At 71.7% G+C, this 16,163-nt stretch carries 13 protein-coding genes and 1 tRNA gene; 7 read left to right on the top strand and 7 right to left on the bottom strand.

The genetic code is table 11. The features are described 5' to 3' along the window. Window positions 1-198 precede the first annotated feature (198 nt). Window positions 199-501, top strand: a complete 303-nt coding sequence (locus OG599_RS29810) for a 4a-hydroxytetrahydrobiopterin dehydratase (protein WP_327179067.1) — start codon at window positions 199-201, stop codon at window positions 499-501. 333 nt (window positions 502-834) lie between these two features. On the opposite strand, the gene OG599_RS29815 is transcribed toward OG599_RS29810, so the two are convergent. The 3 genes from OG599_RS29815 to OG599_RS29825 all read right to left on the bottom strand — a co-directional run bounded on the left by OG599_RS29815 (window position 835) and on the right by OG599_RS29825 (window position 4,616). After that, window positions 835-1,662, bottom strand: a complete 828-nt coding sequence (locus OG599_RS29815) for an aldo/keto reductase (protein ID WP_327179068.1) — start codon at window positions 1,660-1,662, stop codon at window positions 835-837. A gap of 198 nt (window positions 1,663-1,860) precedes the next feature. Then, the gene (locus tag OG599_RS29820) at window positions 1,861-3,663 is read right to left on the bottom strand and encodes an AMP-dependent synthetase/ligase (RefSeq protein WP_327179069.1); all 1,803 of its coding nucleotides are present in this window, start codon (window positions 3,661-3,663) and stop codon (window positions 1,861-1,863) included. Window positions 3,664-4,052: 389 nt separating this feature from the next. Further along, window positions 4,053-4,616, bottom strand: coding sequence for a TetR/AcrR family transcriptional regulator (locus OG599_RS29825; protein WP_327179070.1), 564 nt, complete (start codon window positions 4,614-4,616; stop codon window positions 4,053-4,055). A 105-nt stretch (window positions 4,617-4,721) separates the two neighbouring features. Here OG599_RS29825 and OG599_RS29830 point away from each other — a divergent pair, with 105 nt between their 5' ends. Next, window positions 4,722-5,645 (top strand): NmrA family NAD(P)-binding protein, encoded by a 924-nt coding sequence (locus OG599_RS29830; protein WP_327179071.1) that lies wholly within the window; start codon window positions 4,722-4,724, stop codon window positions 5,643-5,645. Window positions 5,646-5,779: 134 nt separating this feature from the next. Here OG599_RS29830 and OG599_RS29835 read toward each other — a convergent pair whose 3' ends face one another. Continuing rightward, window positions 5,780-6,670, bottom strand: a complete 891-nt coding sequence (locus OG599_RS29835; protein WP_442809586.1) for a LysR substrate-binding domain-containing protein — start codon at window positions 6,668-6,670, stop codon at window positions 5,780-5,782. A gap of 120 nt (window positions 6,671-6,790) precedes the next feature. On the opposite strand from OG599_RS29835, the gene OG599_RS29840 reads away from it, so the two are divergent. Further along, window positions 6,791-7,825: a bile acid:sodium symporter family protein gene (locus tag OG599_RS29840; protein ID WP_327179072.1), complete on the top strand. Its 1,035-nt coding sequence runs from the start codon at window positions 6,791-6,793 to the stop codon at window positions 7,823-7,825. 102 nt (window positions 7,826-7,927) lie between these two features. On the opposite strand, the gene fdhD is transcribed toward OG599_RS29840, so the two are convergent. Next, a complete protein-coding gene (fdhD, locus tag OG599_RS29845) occupies window positions 7,928-8,776 on the bottom strand; it encodes a formate dehydrogenase accessory sulfurtransferase FdhD (protein WP_327179073.1) in 849 nt (282 codons plus the stop codon). Between the two features lie 406 nt (window positions 8,777-9,182). Between fdhD and OG599_RS29850 the strand changes: the two genes are divergently transcribed. Both OG599_RS29850 and OG599_RS29855 read left to right on the top strand, forming a co-directional pair. After that, window positions 9,183-10,133, top strand: coding sequence for a beta-ketoacyl-ACP synthase III (locus OG599_RS29850; protein ID WP_327179075.1), 951 nt, complete (start codon window positions 9,183-9,185; stop codon window positions 10,131-10,133). A gap of 78 nt (window positions 10,134-10,211) precedes the next feature. Continuing rightward, entirely contained in the window at window positions 10,212-10,889 is a 678-nt protein-coding gene (locus tag OG599_RS29855; RefSeq protein WP_327179076.1) for a GntR family transcriptional regulator, read from the top strand. A gap of 59 nt (window positions 10,890-10,948) precedes the next feature. On the opposite strand, the gene OG599_RS29860 is transcribed toward OG599_RS29855, so the two are convergent. Next, complete coding sequence (locus tag OG599_RS29860; RefSeq protein WP_327179077.1) at window positions 10,949-12,325, bottom strand: DUF2254 domain-containing protein; 1,377 nt, start codon at window positions 12,323-12,325, stop codon at window positions 10,949-10,951. Between the two features lie 200 nt (window positions 12,326-12,525). Between OG599_RS29860 and OG599_RS29865 the strand changes: the two genes are divergently transcribed. Together OG599_RS29865 and OG599_RS29870 are read left to right on the top strand one after the other, a co-directional pair. Continuing rightward, window positions 12,526-12,613 (top strand) — tRNA-Leu (locus OG599_RS29865). A 459-nt stretch (window positions 12,614-13,072) separates the two neighbouring features. Then, window positions 13,073-13,768, top strand: coding sequence for a DUF4232 domain-containing protein (locus tag OG599_RS29870; protein ID WP_327179078.1), 696 nt, complete (start codon window positions 13,073-13,075; stop codon window positions 13,766-13,768). 191 nt (window positions 13,769-13,959) lie between these two features. Here OG599_RS29870 and OG599_RS29875 read toward each other — a convergent pair whose 3' ends face one another. Continuing rightward, window positions 13,960-15,483 (bottom strand): RICIN domain-containing protein, encoded by a 1,524-nt coding sequence (locus tag OG599_RS29875; RefSeq protein WP_327179079.1) that lies wholly within the window; start codon window positions 15,481-15,483, stop codon window positions 13,960-13,962. Between the last annotated feature and the right edge of the window lie 680 nt (window positions 15,484-16,163).

The raw sequence follows: 16,163 nt of genomic DNA on the forward strand, positions 1-16,163 counted from the left end.
GCACCCTAGCCGGGATCCGCGGCGCGGCACAGCGCATATCCGCGCAGGGCCGTGGGACGGGGGTCGTGTCGGACGGGTCTCCGGGGGCCGTCCGGCGGATCATGACCGCAGCCGGCGGTACGGCACGGCGCCCGCCGTGCCGTACCGCCGGCCCGGACCGCCGCACCGCGGCCCGTACCGTCCGAGAAGGAGCCACGCATGCCCGCCGAACCGCTGACACCCACCGAGATCGAGGCAGGCCTGGGCGAACTGCCCGGATGGGAGCACGAAGGGGGTCGGCTGACGCGTGGTTACCGGCTTCCGTCGCACTTCGCCGCCGCCGCGTTCACCCTGCACATCGCCCGGATCCAGGACGAACTGAACCATCACTCGGACCTGACGCTCGGCTACAACACCGTCTCCCTCGCCGTGCACACCCACGACGCGGGCGGCGCGGTCACCGCGAAGGACCTCGCCCTGGCCGCCCGGGTGGCGGCCGCCACGACCGCCCACGGGGCCTAGGCCGTGTCTGACAATTCCCGTCGGGCGGTCGGCGCCCGGCACGGCACCTCGCGGTGTTGTCGGACCGCCCGAGTGCATCCCGTACGCGGGCGGTCCTCCGCCTTGCGATGCACCGCACCGGACACCGCCCGCTGATCCGACGCGCATGGTCAGACACGGCCCAGTAGCGGGGAGAGAGCCGGGCGGCCGGGGACCGCACGGCCCGGCCGTCCGGGCTTCCCGGAAGTCCAGTCGTGCGCCGACGGCCCGGACACGCCGACGGCGTCCCACCGCCGCAGCCGTGGGACGCCGTCGAGCCGGACACGCGCGTCGGAAGCCGCGCGTCCGGAGGGGTCAGTTGAACTCGGCCGGGTTCGGGCCGAGGCGCTTGCCCTCGTCGAGCGCGGCGAAGGCGGCCAGGTCGTCCGCGTCCAGCTCGAAGCCGAACACGTCGATGTTCTCGGCGATCCGCGACGGCGTCACGGACTTCGGGATGACGACGTTGCCGAGCTGGAGGTGCCAGCGCAGCACCACCTGGGCCGGCGTGCGGCCGTGCTTCTGGGCGACCGCGACGACGGTCGGAACCTCCAGGAGGCCCCGGCCGGAGCCGAGCGGGGACCACGCCTCGGTGGCGATGCCGTGCTTGGCGTGGACGGCACGGGACTCGGCCTGCTGGAGCTGCGGGTGGAGCTCGATCTGGTTGATCACCGGGACCACCGAGGTCTCGCCGATCAGCCGCTCCACGTGCTCCGGCAGGAAGTTCGAGACGCCGATCGCCTTCGCGCGGCCGTCCGCGTAGATCTTCTCGAAGGCCCGGTACGTGTCGACGTAGCGGTCCTTCTCGGGTGTCGGCCAGTGGATCAGGTACAGGTCGACGTAGTCCAGGCCCAGCTTGTCCAGGGAGGTGTCGAAGGCCGCCAGTGTGGCGTCGTAACCCTGGTTGGAGTTCCACAGCTTCGTGGTGACGAAGAGTTCGTCGCGGGCGACGCCGGATGCGGCGATGGCCTTGCCCGTGCCCGACTCGTTCCCGTAGATCGCAGCGGTGTCGATGCTGCGGTATCCGGCTTCGATCGCGGTCGCGACCGTCTGCTCCGCCTCGTCGTCCGGCACCTGCCAGACACCGAAACCGAGCTGAGGCATGTCGACGCCGTTGTTGAGGCTGAGGGAGGGGACCTTGCTCACGAGCGGTCGATCCTTACGTCGGTGGTCATTACTCCCGAGAACAACGATCGGCGCGACTGATCCATTCCCGGATCGCGCGCTGCGTTCCCGCGGAACCCGTCCCCCGCGATTCCCCCCCCACATTCCCGGGGGCGTGCGGGTCCGGGAGGGATCGGGCCCGGGAGCACGGGGCAGGGCAGGGCGCGACGAGCAGGGTGCTCAGCCGTAGAGGGCGTCCACCTCGATCGAGTACGCCGTCTCGATCGCCTTCCGCCGCAGCTTCAGCGACGGCGTCAGCAGGCCGCGCTCCTCGCTGAACCGGTGGGCCAGGATGCGGAACGTACGGATCGACTCCGCCTGCGAGACGGCGGTGTTGGCGGCCACCACCGCGCGGCGTACCTCCATCTCCAGGTCCGGGTCCCGGACGAGTTCGGCCGGCGGGAGCGGGGCCCGGCCCTGCATCGCGAGCCAGTGGTCCACGGCTTCCTGGTCCAGCGTCACCAGCGCCGCGATGTACGGGCGGTCGTTGCCGACCACGATGCACTGGGCGACGAGCGGATGGGCCCGTACCCGTTCCTCCAGCCCGGCGGGGGAGACGCTCTTGCCGCCCGACGTCACGAGGATCTCCTTCTTCCTCCCGGTGATCGTCAGATAGCCGTCCTCGTCCAGCGCCCCGAGGTCCCCCGTGGCGAGCCAGCCGTCGTGGACCACCGCTGCCGTCGCCTCGGGATTGCCCAGGTACCCCGCGAACACCTGGCCTCCGTGGACCCAGACCTCGCCGTCCTCGGCGATGTGCACGGTGGTGCCGGGGATGGGCTGGCCCACGGTTCCGTACCTGACCCGGCCGGGAGGGTTGCCCGTCGCGGCGGCGGTGGTCTCGGTGAGGCCGTACCCCTCGTAGATCTCGATGCCCGCGCCCGCGAAGAACAGCCCCAGCCGGCGTTCCATGCCCGAGCCGCCGGACATCGCGTGCCGTATCCGGCCGCCCATCGCGTCGCGGAACTTCTTGTACACGACCTTGTCGAAGAACTGGTGCTGCATCCGCAGGCCCGCCGAAGGGCCGGGGCCGGTACCGAAGGTCCGCTGCTCCATCGCCTCCGCGTACCGGACGGCGACGTCCACGGCCTTGTCGAACGGGCCGATCCGCCCCTCCGCCTCGGCCCTGCGGCGGGCGCCGTGGAAGAGCTTCTCGAATATGTAGGGAACGGCCAGCACGAACGTCGGCCGGAACGACTCCAGGTCCGGCATGAGCGCGTGGGCCGAGAGTTCCGGCTGGTGGGCGAGGGTCACGCGGTTGCGCAGCGAGGCGACCTCCACCATGCGGCCGAAGACGTGCGCGAGCGGCAGGAAGAGCAGGGTGGACGGATCCTCGCCGGGTCTGGAGCGGAAGACCGGCTCCCACCGCTGAGCCATGGTGTCGGCCTCGAACATCAGGTTGGCGTGGGTGATCAGGCAGCCCTTCGGGCGCCCCGTCGTCCCCGAGGTGTAGACGACGGTGGCCACCGAGTCGGGCGTCACCGCACGCCGGTGGCGGTGGACCACCTCGTCGTCGATCCGGGTGCCCGCCTCCATCAGCTCGGCGACCGCGTCGCCGTCGAGCTGCCACAGCCGCTTCAGCCGGGGCAGCCGGTCGATCACCGAGCCCACCGTCATGGCGTGGTCCTCGTGCTCGACCATGATCGCGGAGACCTCGGCGTCGTGCAGCATCCACAGGACCTGCTCGGCCGAGGACGTGGGGTAGACCGGCACGGACTGGGCGCCGAGGGTCCACAGGGCGAAGTCGAAGAGCGTCCACTCGTACCGCGTACGGGACATGAGGGCGACCCGGTCGCCGAAGCGGATGCCGTGCGCCACGAGCCCGCGCGCGAGCGCCAGTACCTCGTCGCGGAAGACCTCGGCGGTGACGTCCTGCCACTGCCCGTCCGCGTCCTTCCGGCCGAACGACACCCGTTGCGGATCATCGTGCGCCTGTTCGAAGACGGTATCGGCGAGGCCCCCGACCGGACGTCGTGCGGCTGCCATGGGTGGGACGGTGAACTCGCGCAATGACCTGCTCCTTACGGCGCTCCGCACAGCGCCGCGACGCTACCCCAACCCGAGGTCCCTTGGGAGGGGAAAAGGCCCGCCCGCGCGGGCCTCGCGCGCCCGGCATACGTCGAAATCCGGCCAGATGGGCAAGGCTCGGGCGGACTTCTGACCCCGGAGTAAGCATGCGACGCCCTTTCTGCACAGAATCTGTACAGGTGGGGACGGTCTACACCCCTCGCGGAGGCCGCCGTGCGCGGGATGGTGCACACCTGTCGCGGAGGCCGCTGTACGCGGGATGGTGCACGCCCCTCGCGGAGGCGGCCGCGCGCGCACTCCGAAAGGTGTCCCCCGCGGCCAGGGCCGCGGCGGTGGTACGTGAGCGCTCAGGCGTCGTGGGCGCCGAAGCCCGCGACGGCGAGCCGGAAGGCGTGGTCCGCCCGCGTCGCCGGGTCGGTGTAGTTCTCGGTGGCCAGGGCGATTCCGACGATCAGGACGAGCAGATCGTCGATGGTGATGTCCGCCCGGACGGTCCGCTCGTCAAGGGCCTTGCGCAGCAGCAGTTCGCCGGCCGCGCCGATGGTCCGCGCGCAGGAGTCCTGGCCGGCCTCGTCCCGGAGGGGCTGGTAGGAGAGGGCGTCCGCCAGGCCGCGTGCGGCGAGCGAGTAGGCGAGCAGCTCGCGCAGCCATTCCACCAGCGCGGAGCGGCTGTCGCGCTCGCCGCGGAGGGCGTGGGCGCGATCGCACAGGTCTTGGACGCGCTGTTCGAAGACGGCTTCGAGGAGGGCTTGGCGGGTGGGGAAGTGGCGCCGCACGGTGGCTGATCCGACGCCTGCGACGCGGGCGATCCGCTCCAGGGACGCCTGGGCTCCCTGGGCTGCCACCTCGGCCTCGGCCACGGCGAGGATGTGCGTGTAGTTGCGGCGGGCGTCCGAGCGCTGGCCGGTCATGGTCTCCCCAACATTGATAAGTGGCGGGCCCCGCCGTATTCTAACCGGCACGAAACGGCGGGCCCCGCCGTTTGTGGTGTGCGTGACCGCCGAGGAGATGTGCACATGACCACTGCCGCAACACCGGTTCTCGTCACCGGTGCCACGGGCCGCCAGGGCGGTGCCACCGCCCGCGCCCTGCTCGCACAGGGAACGCCGGTGCGCGCCCTGGTGCGTGACCCGAGCACGCCGCGCGCACGGGCCGTCGAAGAACTCGGCGCCGACCTGTTCGTGGGCGATCTCACCGACCCCGCGACCCTGGAGGCGGCCGTGGACGGCGTGCGGGCCGTCTTCTCCGTGCAGATGCCCGCGTTCACCGAGCAGGGGTTCGACTTCGCCGGCGAGGTCGGCCAGGCGGACAACCTCATGACGACGGCGCGGGCCGCCGGTGTGGAGCAGTTCGTCCAGTCCTCCACCAGCGGCGTGGGGCAGCACGTCGAGGCCCCGGGCTGGGCCGAAGGGCGATGGGCGGTGATGGAAGCCCCGCTCGGCACGAAGGCCGCGATCCAGGACCGGTTGCGCGAACTCGATTTCCCCTGCTGGACTCTGCTCAAGCCGGCGTTCTTCATGGAGAACTTCGAGCCGTCCATGCGGTTCTACTTCCCCCGAGGTGTCGAAGGGGGGCTGGTCACCGTCGTCAAACCGGGCACGCACCTGGCGCTCGTAGCGGCCAAGGACGTGGGCCGCGCCGCGGCGGCCGCCCTGTCGGCCCCCGCCGAGTTCCACCGGGTGGAACTGGAACTCGCCGGCGATTACCTGACCATGACCGAAATCGCCGAGATCCTGTCCCGCGCCGTGGGCGTCCCGCTGACGGCCCCGGACATGACCGAGGACCAGGCCCGCGCCGCCGGAATGGGAGACATGGGCGCCACGCACGAGTTCGTGGAGGTGGTCGGCCAGCCGGCCCGGCCGGAGTTCGCCCGTGCGCGGGGCATCGACGTGACCAGCTTCGAGGAGTGGGCGCACGAACACCTGCGGACCGCCGCCTGAGCAGGGGGTATCGCGTCGGTCTGTCGCGCGCCCGAAGCCGGCCGTGGCCCGCGGCCGCCCGGCAGTCCCGTCCGAGTCCAGGGGGCCCGGGAGCCTCTCGTGGCTCCAGGGTCCGGCGGTCCCGTCGCGCGGCCTCAGGCCGACGGGTCGCCCGGACCGCCGAACCCCCGGTGGAGCCGGTCCCCGCCGGCCAGGATCGCGGCGGCCAGGGCGTCCGCCGCCTCCGGCGAACCACCCCGGCGGTGGCCGTGCAGCAGGACGAAGTCGACGTCGCCGAGGTCCGGCAGCCCGGCCCTGGCCGGCACCTCCACCAGCCCCGGCGGGATCAGGCCCCGGGTGTGCGCCATCACGCCCAGCCCGGCCCGGGCCGCCGCGATCAGTCCGCTGAGGCTGCTGCTCGTGCAGGCCAGCCGCCAGGACCGGCCGTGCCGCTCCAGCACCTCCAGTGCGCGCGCCCGGGTGATGCCGGGCGGCGGGAACACGATCAGCGGCAGCGGCCGCTCCGGGTCGATCCGCAGCTGCGGCGCCCCGATCCAGGTCAGCGCGTCCCGCCCGACCAGCTCCCCGTGGGTGTCGCCGGTCCGCCGCTTCGCCAGCACGAGGTCCAGCCGACCGGCCGCGAGCGACTGGTGGAGCGAGCCGGACAGCTCCACCGTCAGCTCCAGGTCGACCTCCGGGTGCTCCTTGCGGAAGCCCTCCAGGATCTCCGGCAGCTGGGTCAGTACGAAGTCCTCCGAGGCGCCGAAGCGCAGCCGGCCGCGCAACCGGGTCCCGGCGAAGAACGCGGAGGCCCGCTCGTGCGCCCGCAGGATCGTGCCGGCGAACCCGAGCATCGCCTCGCCGTCCTCCGTGAGGTCCACCCGATGGGTGTCCCGCGTGAACAGCTGCCGGCCGGTTGCCTCCTCCAGCCGCCGCACGTGCTGGCTCACCGTTGACTGCCGGACGCCGAGCCGCCGGGCGGCCTGCGTGAAGCTCAAGGTCTGGGCGACCGCCAGGAAGGTGCGGAGCTGTGCGGGGTCGTACATGAAGGGCAGGTTATCGCGAACCGCGATGACAGTGAGTTCGGTATGCGGGTTTCCCGATGGGGTGGGGCAGGAGCAGAATGGCGACTGTATACATTCGACCGTGAGACGAACGTGGAGCACATGAGCCCCCGCACCCTGAGGCTGCCGTCCTGGCTGCCCGTCGACCCGTACATCCTGGCGCTCATCGGGACAGTCGTGGTCGCCGCGCTGCTCCCCGCGTCGGGCACCGCCGCCGACGTGGCGGGCGACACCTCCACCGCCGCGGTCGCCTTCCTCTTCTTCCTCTACGGCTCCCGGCTCTCCACGGCCGAGGCGATGGACGGCCTGCGCCACTGGCGGCTCCACCTGACCGTGCTCTGCTCCACCTTCGTGGTCTTCCCGCTGCTGGGGCTGGCGAGCAAGGGCCTCGTCCCCTTCGTCCTGAGCCCGCAGCTCCAGTCCGGGTTTCTCTTCCTCTGCCTGGTGCCGTCCACCATCCAGTCGTCGATCGCCTTCACCTCGATCGCACGCGGAAACGTCCCTGCGGCGATCTGCGCGGGCTCCTTCTCCAGCATCGCCGGGATCGTGATCACCCCGCTGCTCGCCGCCCTGCTGCTCGGCGGCTCCGCCGGAGGCTTCTCCGCCGACTCCCTGGTGAAGATCGTCCTGCAGCTGTTCGTCCCCTTCGTCGTGGGACAGCTGCTGCGCCGCTGGACCAGCGGCTTCCTCGGCCGCCACAAGAAGATCCTGGGCTACGTCGACCGCGGCTCGATCCTGCTCGTCGTCTACACCGCGTTCAGCGAGGGCATGGTCGCCGGCATCTGGCACCAGGTGACCCCGCTGCGCCTCGTCGCGCTGCTGGCCGCCGAGGCGGTCCTGCTGGCCGTCATGCTGGCGGTCACCTGGTACGGAGCCAAGCGGCTCGGCTTCGACCGCGCCGACAGGATCGCCATCCAGTTCGCCGGATCGAAGAAGAGCCTGGCGTCCGGGCTGCCGATGGCCAGCGTCCTGTTCGGCGCGCACGCGAGCCTCGCGGTCCTGCCGCTGATGCTCTTCCACCAGATGCAGCTGATGGTCTGCGCGGTCATCGCCAAGCGCCGCGCCCGCGACCCCGAGGAGCCGGAGCAGCCGGTCTCCGGTGTGGCCGCCGGGAGCGTGGCCGCCGCCGCGAGCTGACGGGCCGGAACGACGGGCGGGGCCTCGGACGACCGGGGCCCCGCCCGCCGTTCCCGGGACGCGTAGGTGCCGCCGCTCCCGGTCCGTGCGGTGGCGGGAGCCTCAGCCTCCGGTGACCGGGGTCTCCAGCGCGATCCGGTGCTCGCCCGCGTACACGTTCATCGACGGCCCCCGCAGGAAACCGACCAGGGTCAGCCCGCTCTCCGCCGCCAGGTCGACGGCGAGCGACGACGGTGCCGACACCGCCGCCAGGACCGGAATCCCGGCCATCACCGCTTTCTGCGCGAGCTCGAACGAGGCCCGCCCCGACACCAGCAGCACCGACCGCGACAGCGGCAGCCGGTCGTCCGTCAGCGCCCGCCCGACCAGCTTGTCGACCGCGTTGTGGCGGCCGACGTCCTCCCGGACGTCCCGAAGCTCGCCCTCCTCGGAGAAGAGCGCGGCGGCGTGCAGCCCGCCGGTCCGGTCGAAGACCCGCTGCGCCGCGCGGAGCCGGTCCGGCAGGGCCGAGAGCAGCGCCGGGGTGACCCGTACCGGCGGCTCGTCGGCGACCGGATACCGGGTCGTCGTCCGTACCGCGTCGAGACTGGCCTTGCCACAGAGGCCGCACGAGGACGTCGTGTACACGTTGCGTTCGAGGGTGATGTCCGGCACCGGAACGCCCGGCGCCAGTCGCACGTCCACCACGTTGTACGTGTTGACGCCGTCCGCCGTCGCACCGGCGCAGTAGACGATCGACCGGACATCGGACCCCGCGCCGATGACCCCTTCGCTGACCAGGAACCCCGCCGCCAGCGCGAAATCGTCGCCCGGGGTGCGCATCGTGATGGCGAGCGGCTTGCCGTTGAGGCGGATCTCCAGCGGCTCCTCGGCGACGAGCGTGTCGGCGCGGCTCGACACCGCCCCGTCCCGGATGCGGAGAGTGCGGCGTCGCTCGGTGACCCGTCCCATGGCTCAGACCCGATTCCTGTACGTGGGGAGGCCTCGGCGGCCCTTGCGCGGCGGAGGCACCCGCTCTCCCGGACCTCGCCCGGCCGGTCACCTTCACCCTCTCATGGTCCGCCGCACGTGCCGGGGGCCGCAGGGCCCCGCCGCCGCACACTCAGGTCCCGTTCTCCGTACCGCCCACGGCCGGACGCGGTACCCGGACGCGGTACGGGGACCCGCCGCCCGGCACGGCAAGGAACCTGACGGCCCGGCAGGACGGAGAACGGCCCGGCACCGCCCGTCCGGAGCACGCCTGTCGCCAAGGCTCCAACCCGCGGTCCGTATTCCTGTCGGATCACGTGCCCCCGTACCGGACAGTAGCGACCAAGACTGGATGGTTCCTGCCATACGTAGCGAGGGGAACCCGTACATGACCGGCTCACGTGTCGTGGCGCTCGGCCACTACCAGCCCGCGAAGGTGCTGACCAACGACGACCTTGCCGCCATGGTCGACACCAGCGACGAGTGGATCACCAGCCGCGTCGGCATCCGGACCCGCCACGTGGGGGGCCCGGACGAGCCGGTGGACGAACTGGCCGCGCACGCCGCCGCCAAGGCGCTCGCGACGGCCGGACTCCAGGCCTCCGACATCGATCTCGTCCTCGTCGCGACCTCCACCGCCATCGACCGCTCGCCCAGCATGTCGGCGCGGGTCGCCGCACGGCTGGGCATGGGATCCCCGGCGGTGATGGACATCAACGTGGTCTGCTCGGGCTTCACCCACGCACTCGCCACGGCCGACCACGCGATCCGTGCCGGAGCGGCCACCCGCGCACTGGTCATCGGCGCCGACAAGATGGGCGACATCGCCGACTGGACCGACCGCAGCACCTGCGTCCTGGTCGGCGACGGAGCGGGCGCCGCCGTGGTCGTGGCGGACCCGGGGGAGAGCGGCGCACCGGGCATCGGCCCCGTGCTGTGGGGCTCGGTCCCGGAGATGGGCAACGCCGTACGCATCGAGGGGACGCCGCCGCGCTTCGCCCAGGAGGGCCAGTCCGTCTACCGCTGGGCCACCACGCAACTGCCGCCGATCGCGCGCCAGGTGTGCGAGAAGGCGGGGATCGCCCCCGAGGACCTGGCGGCCGTCGTACTCCACCAGGCCAACCTCAGGATCATCGAACCGGTGGCCCGCAAGATCGGCGCCGTCAACGCGGTCATCGCCCGGGACGTGGTGGACTCCGGCAACACCTCAGCGGCGTCCATCCCCATGGCCCTGTCCAAGCTGGTGGAACGGGGCGAGATCGAGAGCGGCGCCCCCGTCCTGCTCTTCGGCTTCGGCGGCAACCTCTCCTATGCCGGCCAGGTCATCCGCTGTCCGTGAGACGGCTGTGCCCCTGCGGATCTTGATCGGTAGACTGTAGACGATAAGCAATTACTCGCCGCCCGGAGGGGGAGCGCGATGTTGTTTGACGGACTGCCGCAGGGGGCCGTGCCGAAGCTGGAACGACCGGGCCCACTGCGTGAACGCGTGTACGACGCGTTGCTCGAACTCATCACCATCCGCGCTCTCCAGCCCGGTCAGCACCTGGTGGAGAGCGAGCTGGCCGGCCAACTCGGCGTGTCCCGGCAGCCGGTGCGCGAGGCGCTCCAGCGGCTCAACACCGAGGGCTGGGTCGATCTGCGCCCCGCGCAGGGCGCGTTCGTGCACGAGCCGACCGAGGAGGAGGCCGACCAACTGCTCTCGGTCCGCACCCTGCTGGAGGCCGAGGCCGGCCGGCTGGCCGCCGCCCACGCGGACGCGGACGGCGTCGCGGCGCTGGAGGAGCTCTGCGACCGGGGCGAGGCGGCGGTCGCCGAGGACGACGTGGACCTCGCGGTCGCGCTGAACGCCGAATTCCACGACAAGGTCATGGAGCTGGCCGGAAACGTCGTGCTCTCGGCGCTCGCCGCCCAGGTCGGGCGCCGGGTCCGCTGGTACTACACCCCGGTGGCCCGCCGACGCGGGAAGCAGTCCTGGATCGAGCACCGTGAGCTGATCGCCGCCATCGCCACCCGCGACGAGCGGCGCGCCACGGAGGCCATGCGGGCACACACCGAGCACACCCGCCGGACGTACCACCAGCGCGAGAAGGGCTGACCCGGCACGTGGTCACGGGGCAGGGGAGGTGCTGACCCGCCCCCGCGAACCGGGGTGGGTCAGCCGAGGCCCTTCCGGTCGGGGACCAGCGCGAACGTCCGCTCGGCATGCTCCGGCGACGTCCGCTCCACCGCCAGGACCAGGAGCGCGCGGTGCCTGAGCAGTGGCGCCGCGCGCTCCTCGGGCACGAACAGCAACAGGTCGTCCAGGCCTGCCAGCAGCCGCCTGACGACCTGCGGTCCCGCCTCCGGAACACACCGCCTGACCTCCTCGAACGCCAGATCCACGAGGTCGGTCCAGTCCGGCGTCTCCAGGACGAGCCGCACCTCGCCCCGGTGGTCGCGGTGGCGCACCGTACCGAGCGGCCGGTCCGCGTACGCCGCCAGGAACTGCACCATCCGGTCCAGGCACTGCACCGCGGTGGTCGGGTCGTTCACGGAGGTGGACAGGGCGTGCAGCGCGATGTCCGTGAGCTGCCGCAGCCCGAACGACGGATCGCGCCGCAGCGTGCGCTCGACACCCACCGACACGGCGTCGCCGGGGAAGGCCCCGGTTCCGGTGCCGGACCTGGGCCCGGCTCCGGTGCCGTCCCCGGAGTTGTCGCCGGTGCCGCCGTGCACCGCGAGCAAGGGCATCCCCGGCACCAGGAAGTCGCCCACGCGGGGGAGCAGCCGCAGCACCGCCCCGTGCCGCCGTGCCGCCCGTACGAGCAGTGTCACGTCCACGTCCCGCAGCACCCCCGCCCGTCCCCCGTAAGCCACTTGGCCGGTCTCCGGCGGGAGCGGCGGCGTACCGGCCGACCCGGCGGCCCCCGCGCGGTTCTCCTCCCTCGGCTGGCGCTCCAGCGCGCGCAGTGAGTCGCGGGCGATCCGGTCGACGACCGGGCCGACCTGGAGCAGCCGCAGGGTCGACGACACGTAGGTGATGAAGAGCAGCAGGCTCAGGGCGACCATCGCCAGGGTCAGCAGGCTCTGCAGCACCGGCACCGAGGTCAGGCGCGGGATCTCCGTCTCGCTCTCGTACGAGGTCAGGACCAGCAGCGAGAAGACGAAGGTCGCCAGGAACACCGTCAGGGTGAGCTTGGTGATCCGGCTCCGTACGAAGATCCGGACGATGCGCGGCGTCAGCTGCCCGCTCGCCATCTGCACGGCCACCAGCGAGATGCTGAAGACGACACCGATGAAGGTCATCATCGCCGCGCTGACGGTGGTGACGACCGTCCGCGCGTCGTTGGCGAAGGAGGCGAGATCGCCCAGCTCCCGGTACGCCTTGTCGACCCGCAGGTGCGCGACGATCGCCGCATCCAGCGAGGAGACCCCCCACCAGAGGAGGAAGGCGCCCAGGAGCCCCGCGGCCGGAGCGAACCAGAAGGTGTCCCGCAGATGCTCACGCAGGTCCGAGAGGGCGAAAGGGCGCAGGTGGTACCGGACATTCATGACCGCGAAGGTAGCCCGCGCGACGGTGGGTGCGGGCCCGGTGACACACCGTGGAGAATGCTGCCCGGCGGTCCACGGATCGGCCCCCGCGGCATCCCGCACCGCACTGACCACGGGAAACACTGGTGATCGGGGGTCGAAACCCCTGGTATTGTTTTCTTTGTCGCCGCGGGGAACACACCGCGAACGACAGACACCTTGTCCGGGTGGCGGAATGGCAGACGCGCTAGCTTGAGGTGCTAGTGCCCTTTATCGGGCGTGGGGGTTCAAGTCCCCCCTCGGACACCATGGTCAACCGACCAAACAGAGCCGGTCGAAGCGACAGTTTGTCGCTTCGACCGGCTCTGTTGTTGTGTCCGGCGTGCGGAAGGTCAGCTGCGGTTCGCCTGCCCGGTAGGGATGCCGGCGGACGCCCTCAGCCGGTGTTCTCCCACCGCCGGCCGCCCCTCGTGCCGGGCCCGGCCACGCATCCCGGCGTCCGCCCGCGCGCGTCAGCGCGACGCCGTGCGATGTCCGGCGGTTCCCCCTGCGCGTTCCCGGCTCGCCTGTTACACGATCGCCACAGAGGCCGGACGACCGCGTCACCTGCGGTTTCCTCAGTCCTCCTACCGTTGGTCACGGCGAAAGGGCGGCCCGGCCGCCCCTTCGACCGGGGGGGCGAACCGTCTGTTCGGGACGTCCTGTTCTCCAGCGTGACCGGCGCCGCCGCCGCGCTCCAGGTGTCGACACACGACGGGATCACCAGCCATGCGCTCTGTCCGATTCGCCTCATCCGCCTCCGCCGCCCTCGGAACGGCCGCCCTGGCACTCGCCCTCACGGCGTGCGGTGGCGGCGGTGACGGCTCGGCGTCATCGGCCGCCGGCTCCGCCGCCGGGGGTGCGACAACCAGCCCGTCCACCTCCTCCGCCCCGGCGGCCACCTCCTCCGACAGCTCGGCCGGAGTGACCGCCACCCCCGCCGCCGCCAAGGACGCCTCGGGCACCTCGACGTCCGGCGGCTCGGGTTCGTCCGGTTCCTCGGCCTCGTCCGGAGACGACGACTGCACCCTCGACTCGTCGAGCATCAAGCTCGAGGAGACCGGCGGCACCATCCCCTCCATCCTGCTCACGCTCACCAACACCGGAAGCAAGGAATGCGCGGTCTACAACGCGCCCTTCGTCTCCGACCCGGTCGCGGGCAAGAACCTGCCGGTCAACAAGGACACCGTCCCGCAGGCCGTGGTGGAGCTGGCCCCCGGCCACACCGCGTACGCGGCGATCTACCTCTCCGAGAAGCCCACCCACCGCACCAAGACCCTCAACGTCACCCTGGCCGACCGCAGCGGCGGCGGCACGGACGGCCACGTCACGGTCACCGCGCCCGCCTCCGGCTCCGGTCTCGGCCTCGACGACAGCTCCCAGGTCACGTATTGGCAGGTCAGCGAGGAGCTGGCGCTGCAGTAGGCGGCTCCCCGCCGCTTTCCCACCGCTCAACCGCCCCGTGACCGTCCGGTCCAGTGCGACCTGGCCCGGACGAGGCCGGCCCGTCCAGTGCTGTTGGCCACGCCCGCCGGCGATCGGGTCCGGAACCGATGAAGGCGCCGTTCGCACTGGTGAGTGCCCGCGCGGCCAGTACGACCGGGGTGCGGCCGGGGTCAGGAGATGGAGAAGACCGATGCCCACTTCTGGCTGGCCGAACCGGCGGATGCGGTGTTGGCGGTGACCGCCTGGCCCGCGGTGGCGTTGCCGTCGAGGACGAAGCCGGTGGCCGGGTTGGTCAGGGTGTAGGTGCCGGCGGAGTTCTGTGTCACCTGCCAGCGCTGGTTGGCCGCACCGAGGCTGATGGCCTGCAGGGAGATCTGGCCGCCGGCGGTAGCCGGTGCGGTCAGGGTCAACGGGATCGCGCAGCTGTCGTAGACCCGCGCGGTGCCGTCGCCGTTGGCGGCGAACTTCCAGCGCTGGGATGCCCGGGAGGTGTCGAGGGCGGCGAACTGGGCCACCGCGGAGACGGCGATGCTGCAGCCCGTCCCCCGCTGGAGGGCGACGCCGCCGCCGTTGCTGAGCGCGTGGTAGGCGTTGTCACCGACGACCGTGGGGCCGTAGTTGATGGCGAAGGCGTCCAGCGCGATCAGTGCCGAGCCGGTGGTGGACAGCGGCGGCACGGCCGTGGGGCGGACGTTCTTGAACCAGTCGGCGAAGGTGGAGGGTGTGTGCGAGGCCAGGGTGGCGATGGTGCGGTCCCAGCTGCCGTCCACCTGGTTCCACAGCTGGAGCAGCGCGCCGTCCACGTTGCCCTGCACCTGGTCGCCGGTCTGCCAGCCCGCGGCCGTGGTGAACGGGTAGGACGAGCCGTCGGGGAACACGTAGCGCTGGTCGCCCAGAAGGTAGGCGGCCACCGAGTCGGCGAAGCCCTCGGTCCAGGCGCAGGTGGCGGACGACGCCAACTGGATGTAGTGCGGGTTGCAGTTGGTGATGGTGGGCCACGTGCCGTTGTAGAGCCGATGCTGGAAGAAGTGGCCCGCTTCGTGGAGCACGGTGTGCTCGGAGTCCGGGTCGCCCTCGGCCAGGTGGACGGTGTTCGACAGGTCGTAGTACGGCCCGTCGTTGGAACCGGTCTGCCAGCGCAGCGTCAGCGTGGTGCAGGTCGCCGCGTTGTTCTCGGCGGTCGTCCAGCACGGCGTGGTCGAGTTGGCCCGGCGCGACCAGAGCGGGTTGACGGTGTCGAAGGCGTGCCAGGCGCGAGCCGCGGTGGTCGGCTTGACGGTACCGAGAGCCACATTCGTCGATACGTTCGCCTGTGTCGGCGTGTCGTAGGTGTAGACCGTGCCGGCGGCGTTGGCGACCCGCCACACCTGGTTGTTCCGGGTGGCGAAGCGGACGAACAGATGGTCCAGAGCCGTGGTGTTGACCGGCGTGTAGCAGAGGCTGAACGAGCCGTCGGCCGCACCGGTCAGCTGCGTGCCGGTGTTCAGCTTGTGGTCCGTTTCGGTCGCCAGCTCGCGGCCCCACAGTTCGACCGAGGCGCTGCGGGCGGCCCGGGTCAGCGTCGGCTTCGCGGTACCCGCCTCGGCGGACTGGTAGTCGAACTGCAGGGTGCCGCTCGCGCAGATCGGCTGCGCGGCGGAGGCGGTGCCTGCCGAAAGCGGCACGAGCGCGCCGGCGGCGAGTACCGCGGGCACAAGCAGGCGGAGTAAAGCACTGGGTCTGCCTGACATGGACGACCTTCCGAAGGGCGCCCAGGCCCGCTGACGGCAGACCTGGCGCGCGGAGAGACCGGGTGAACCCCGGCCCTTGATACGCCGCCAGGTACCGGCGGGCTGAACCGTGAGCCATCGTCGGGGCAACACCGGGCTGCCGCCAGAGGCGCACGGAAACACAGCCAGTAGTTGTGTGACGTGTGTGAAGTTCCAGCAGGGATTCCGCGCGCACACCCGGCGCCTGCTCCGACCGGCCGCGCGCCCCTCGGCCGCTGCTCAGCCTCGTGCCGTTTGGCCGCTGAGCTGCGCGTTTCCGGCAGAGCGTGAAGGCCACGGCGGATCGGTGAGGTGCTTGGTGAGCGCACGGAAGCCCGTGCGCCCCCATGGCCTTACTGAGGGAGGCGCGCACCTTGGCCAGGATGTCCCTCGTGGAGGCGCCAGAGAACTTCCCGCGCGTCGGTGCGACGTCGGCAACAGCGTCCCGCTGCTGAAGAAGGTCGGCAGCGTGCCGCCGGGCCGCGGTGGAGGAGACCCACGGCCGAGTTGCCCGTCTGCTCACCGGCGAGCAGATGCGGGGCCTGGGGGACTTGCCCTGGCCGAGTCCCGCAAGGACCCGGAACTCCGACAGGTGAGGCGAACTGCAAGGGGTGTCCGCACACGGA

Origin of the sequence: Streptomyces sp. NBC_01335, assembly GCF_035953295.1 — a bacterium.
GTDB lineage: Bacteria > Actinomycetota > Actinomycetes > Streptomycetales > Streptomycetaceae > Streptomyces.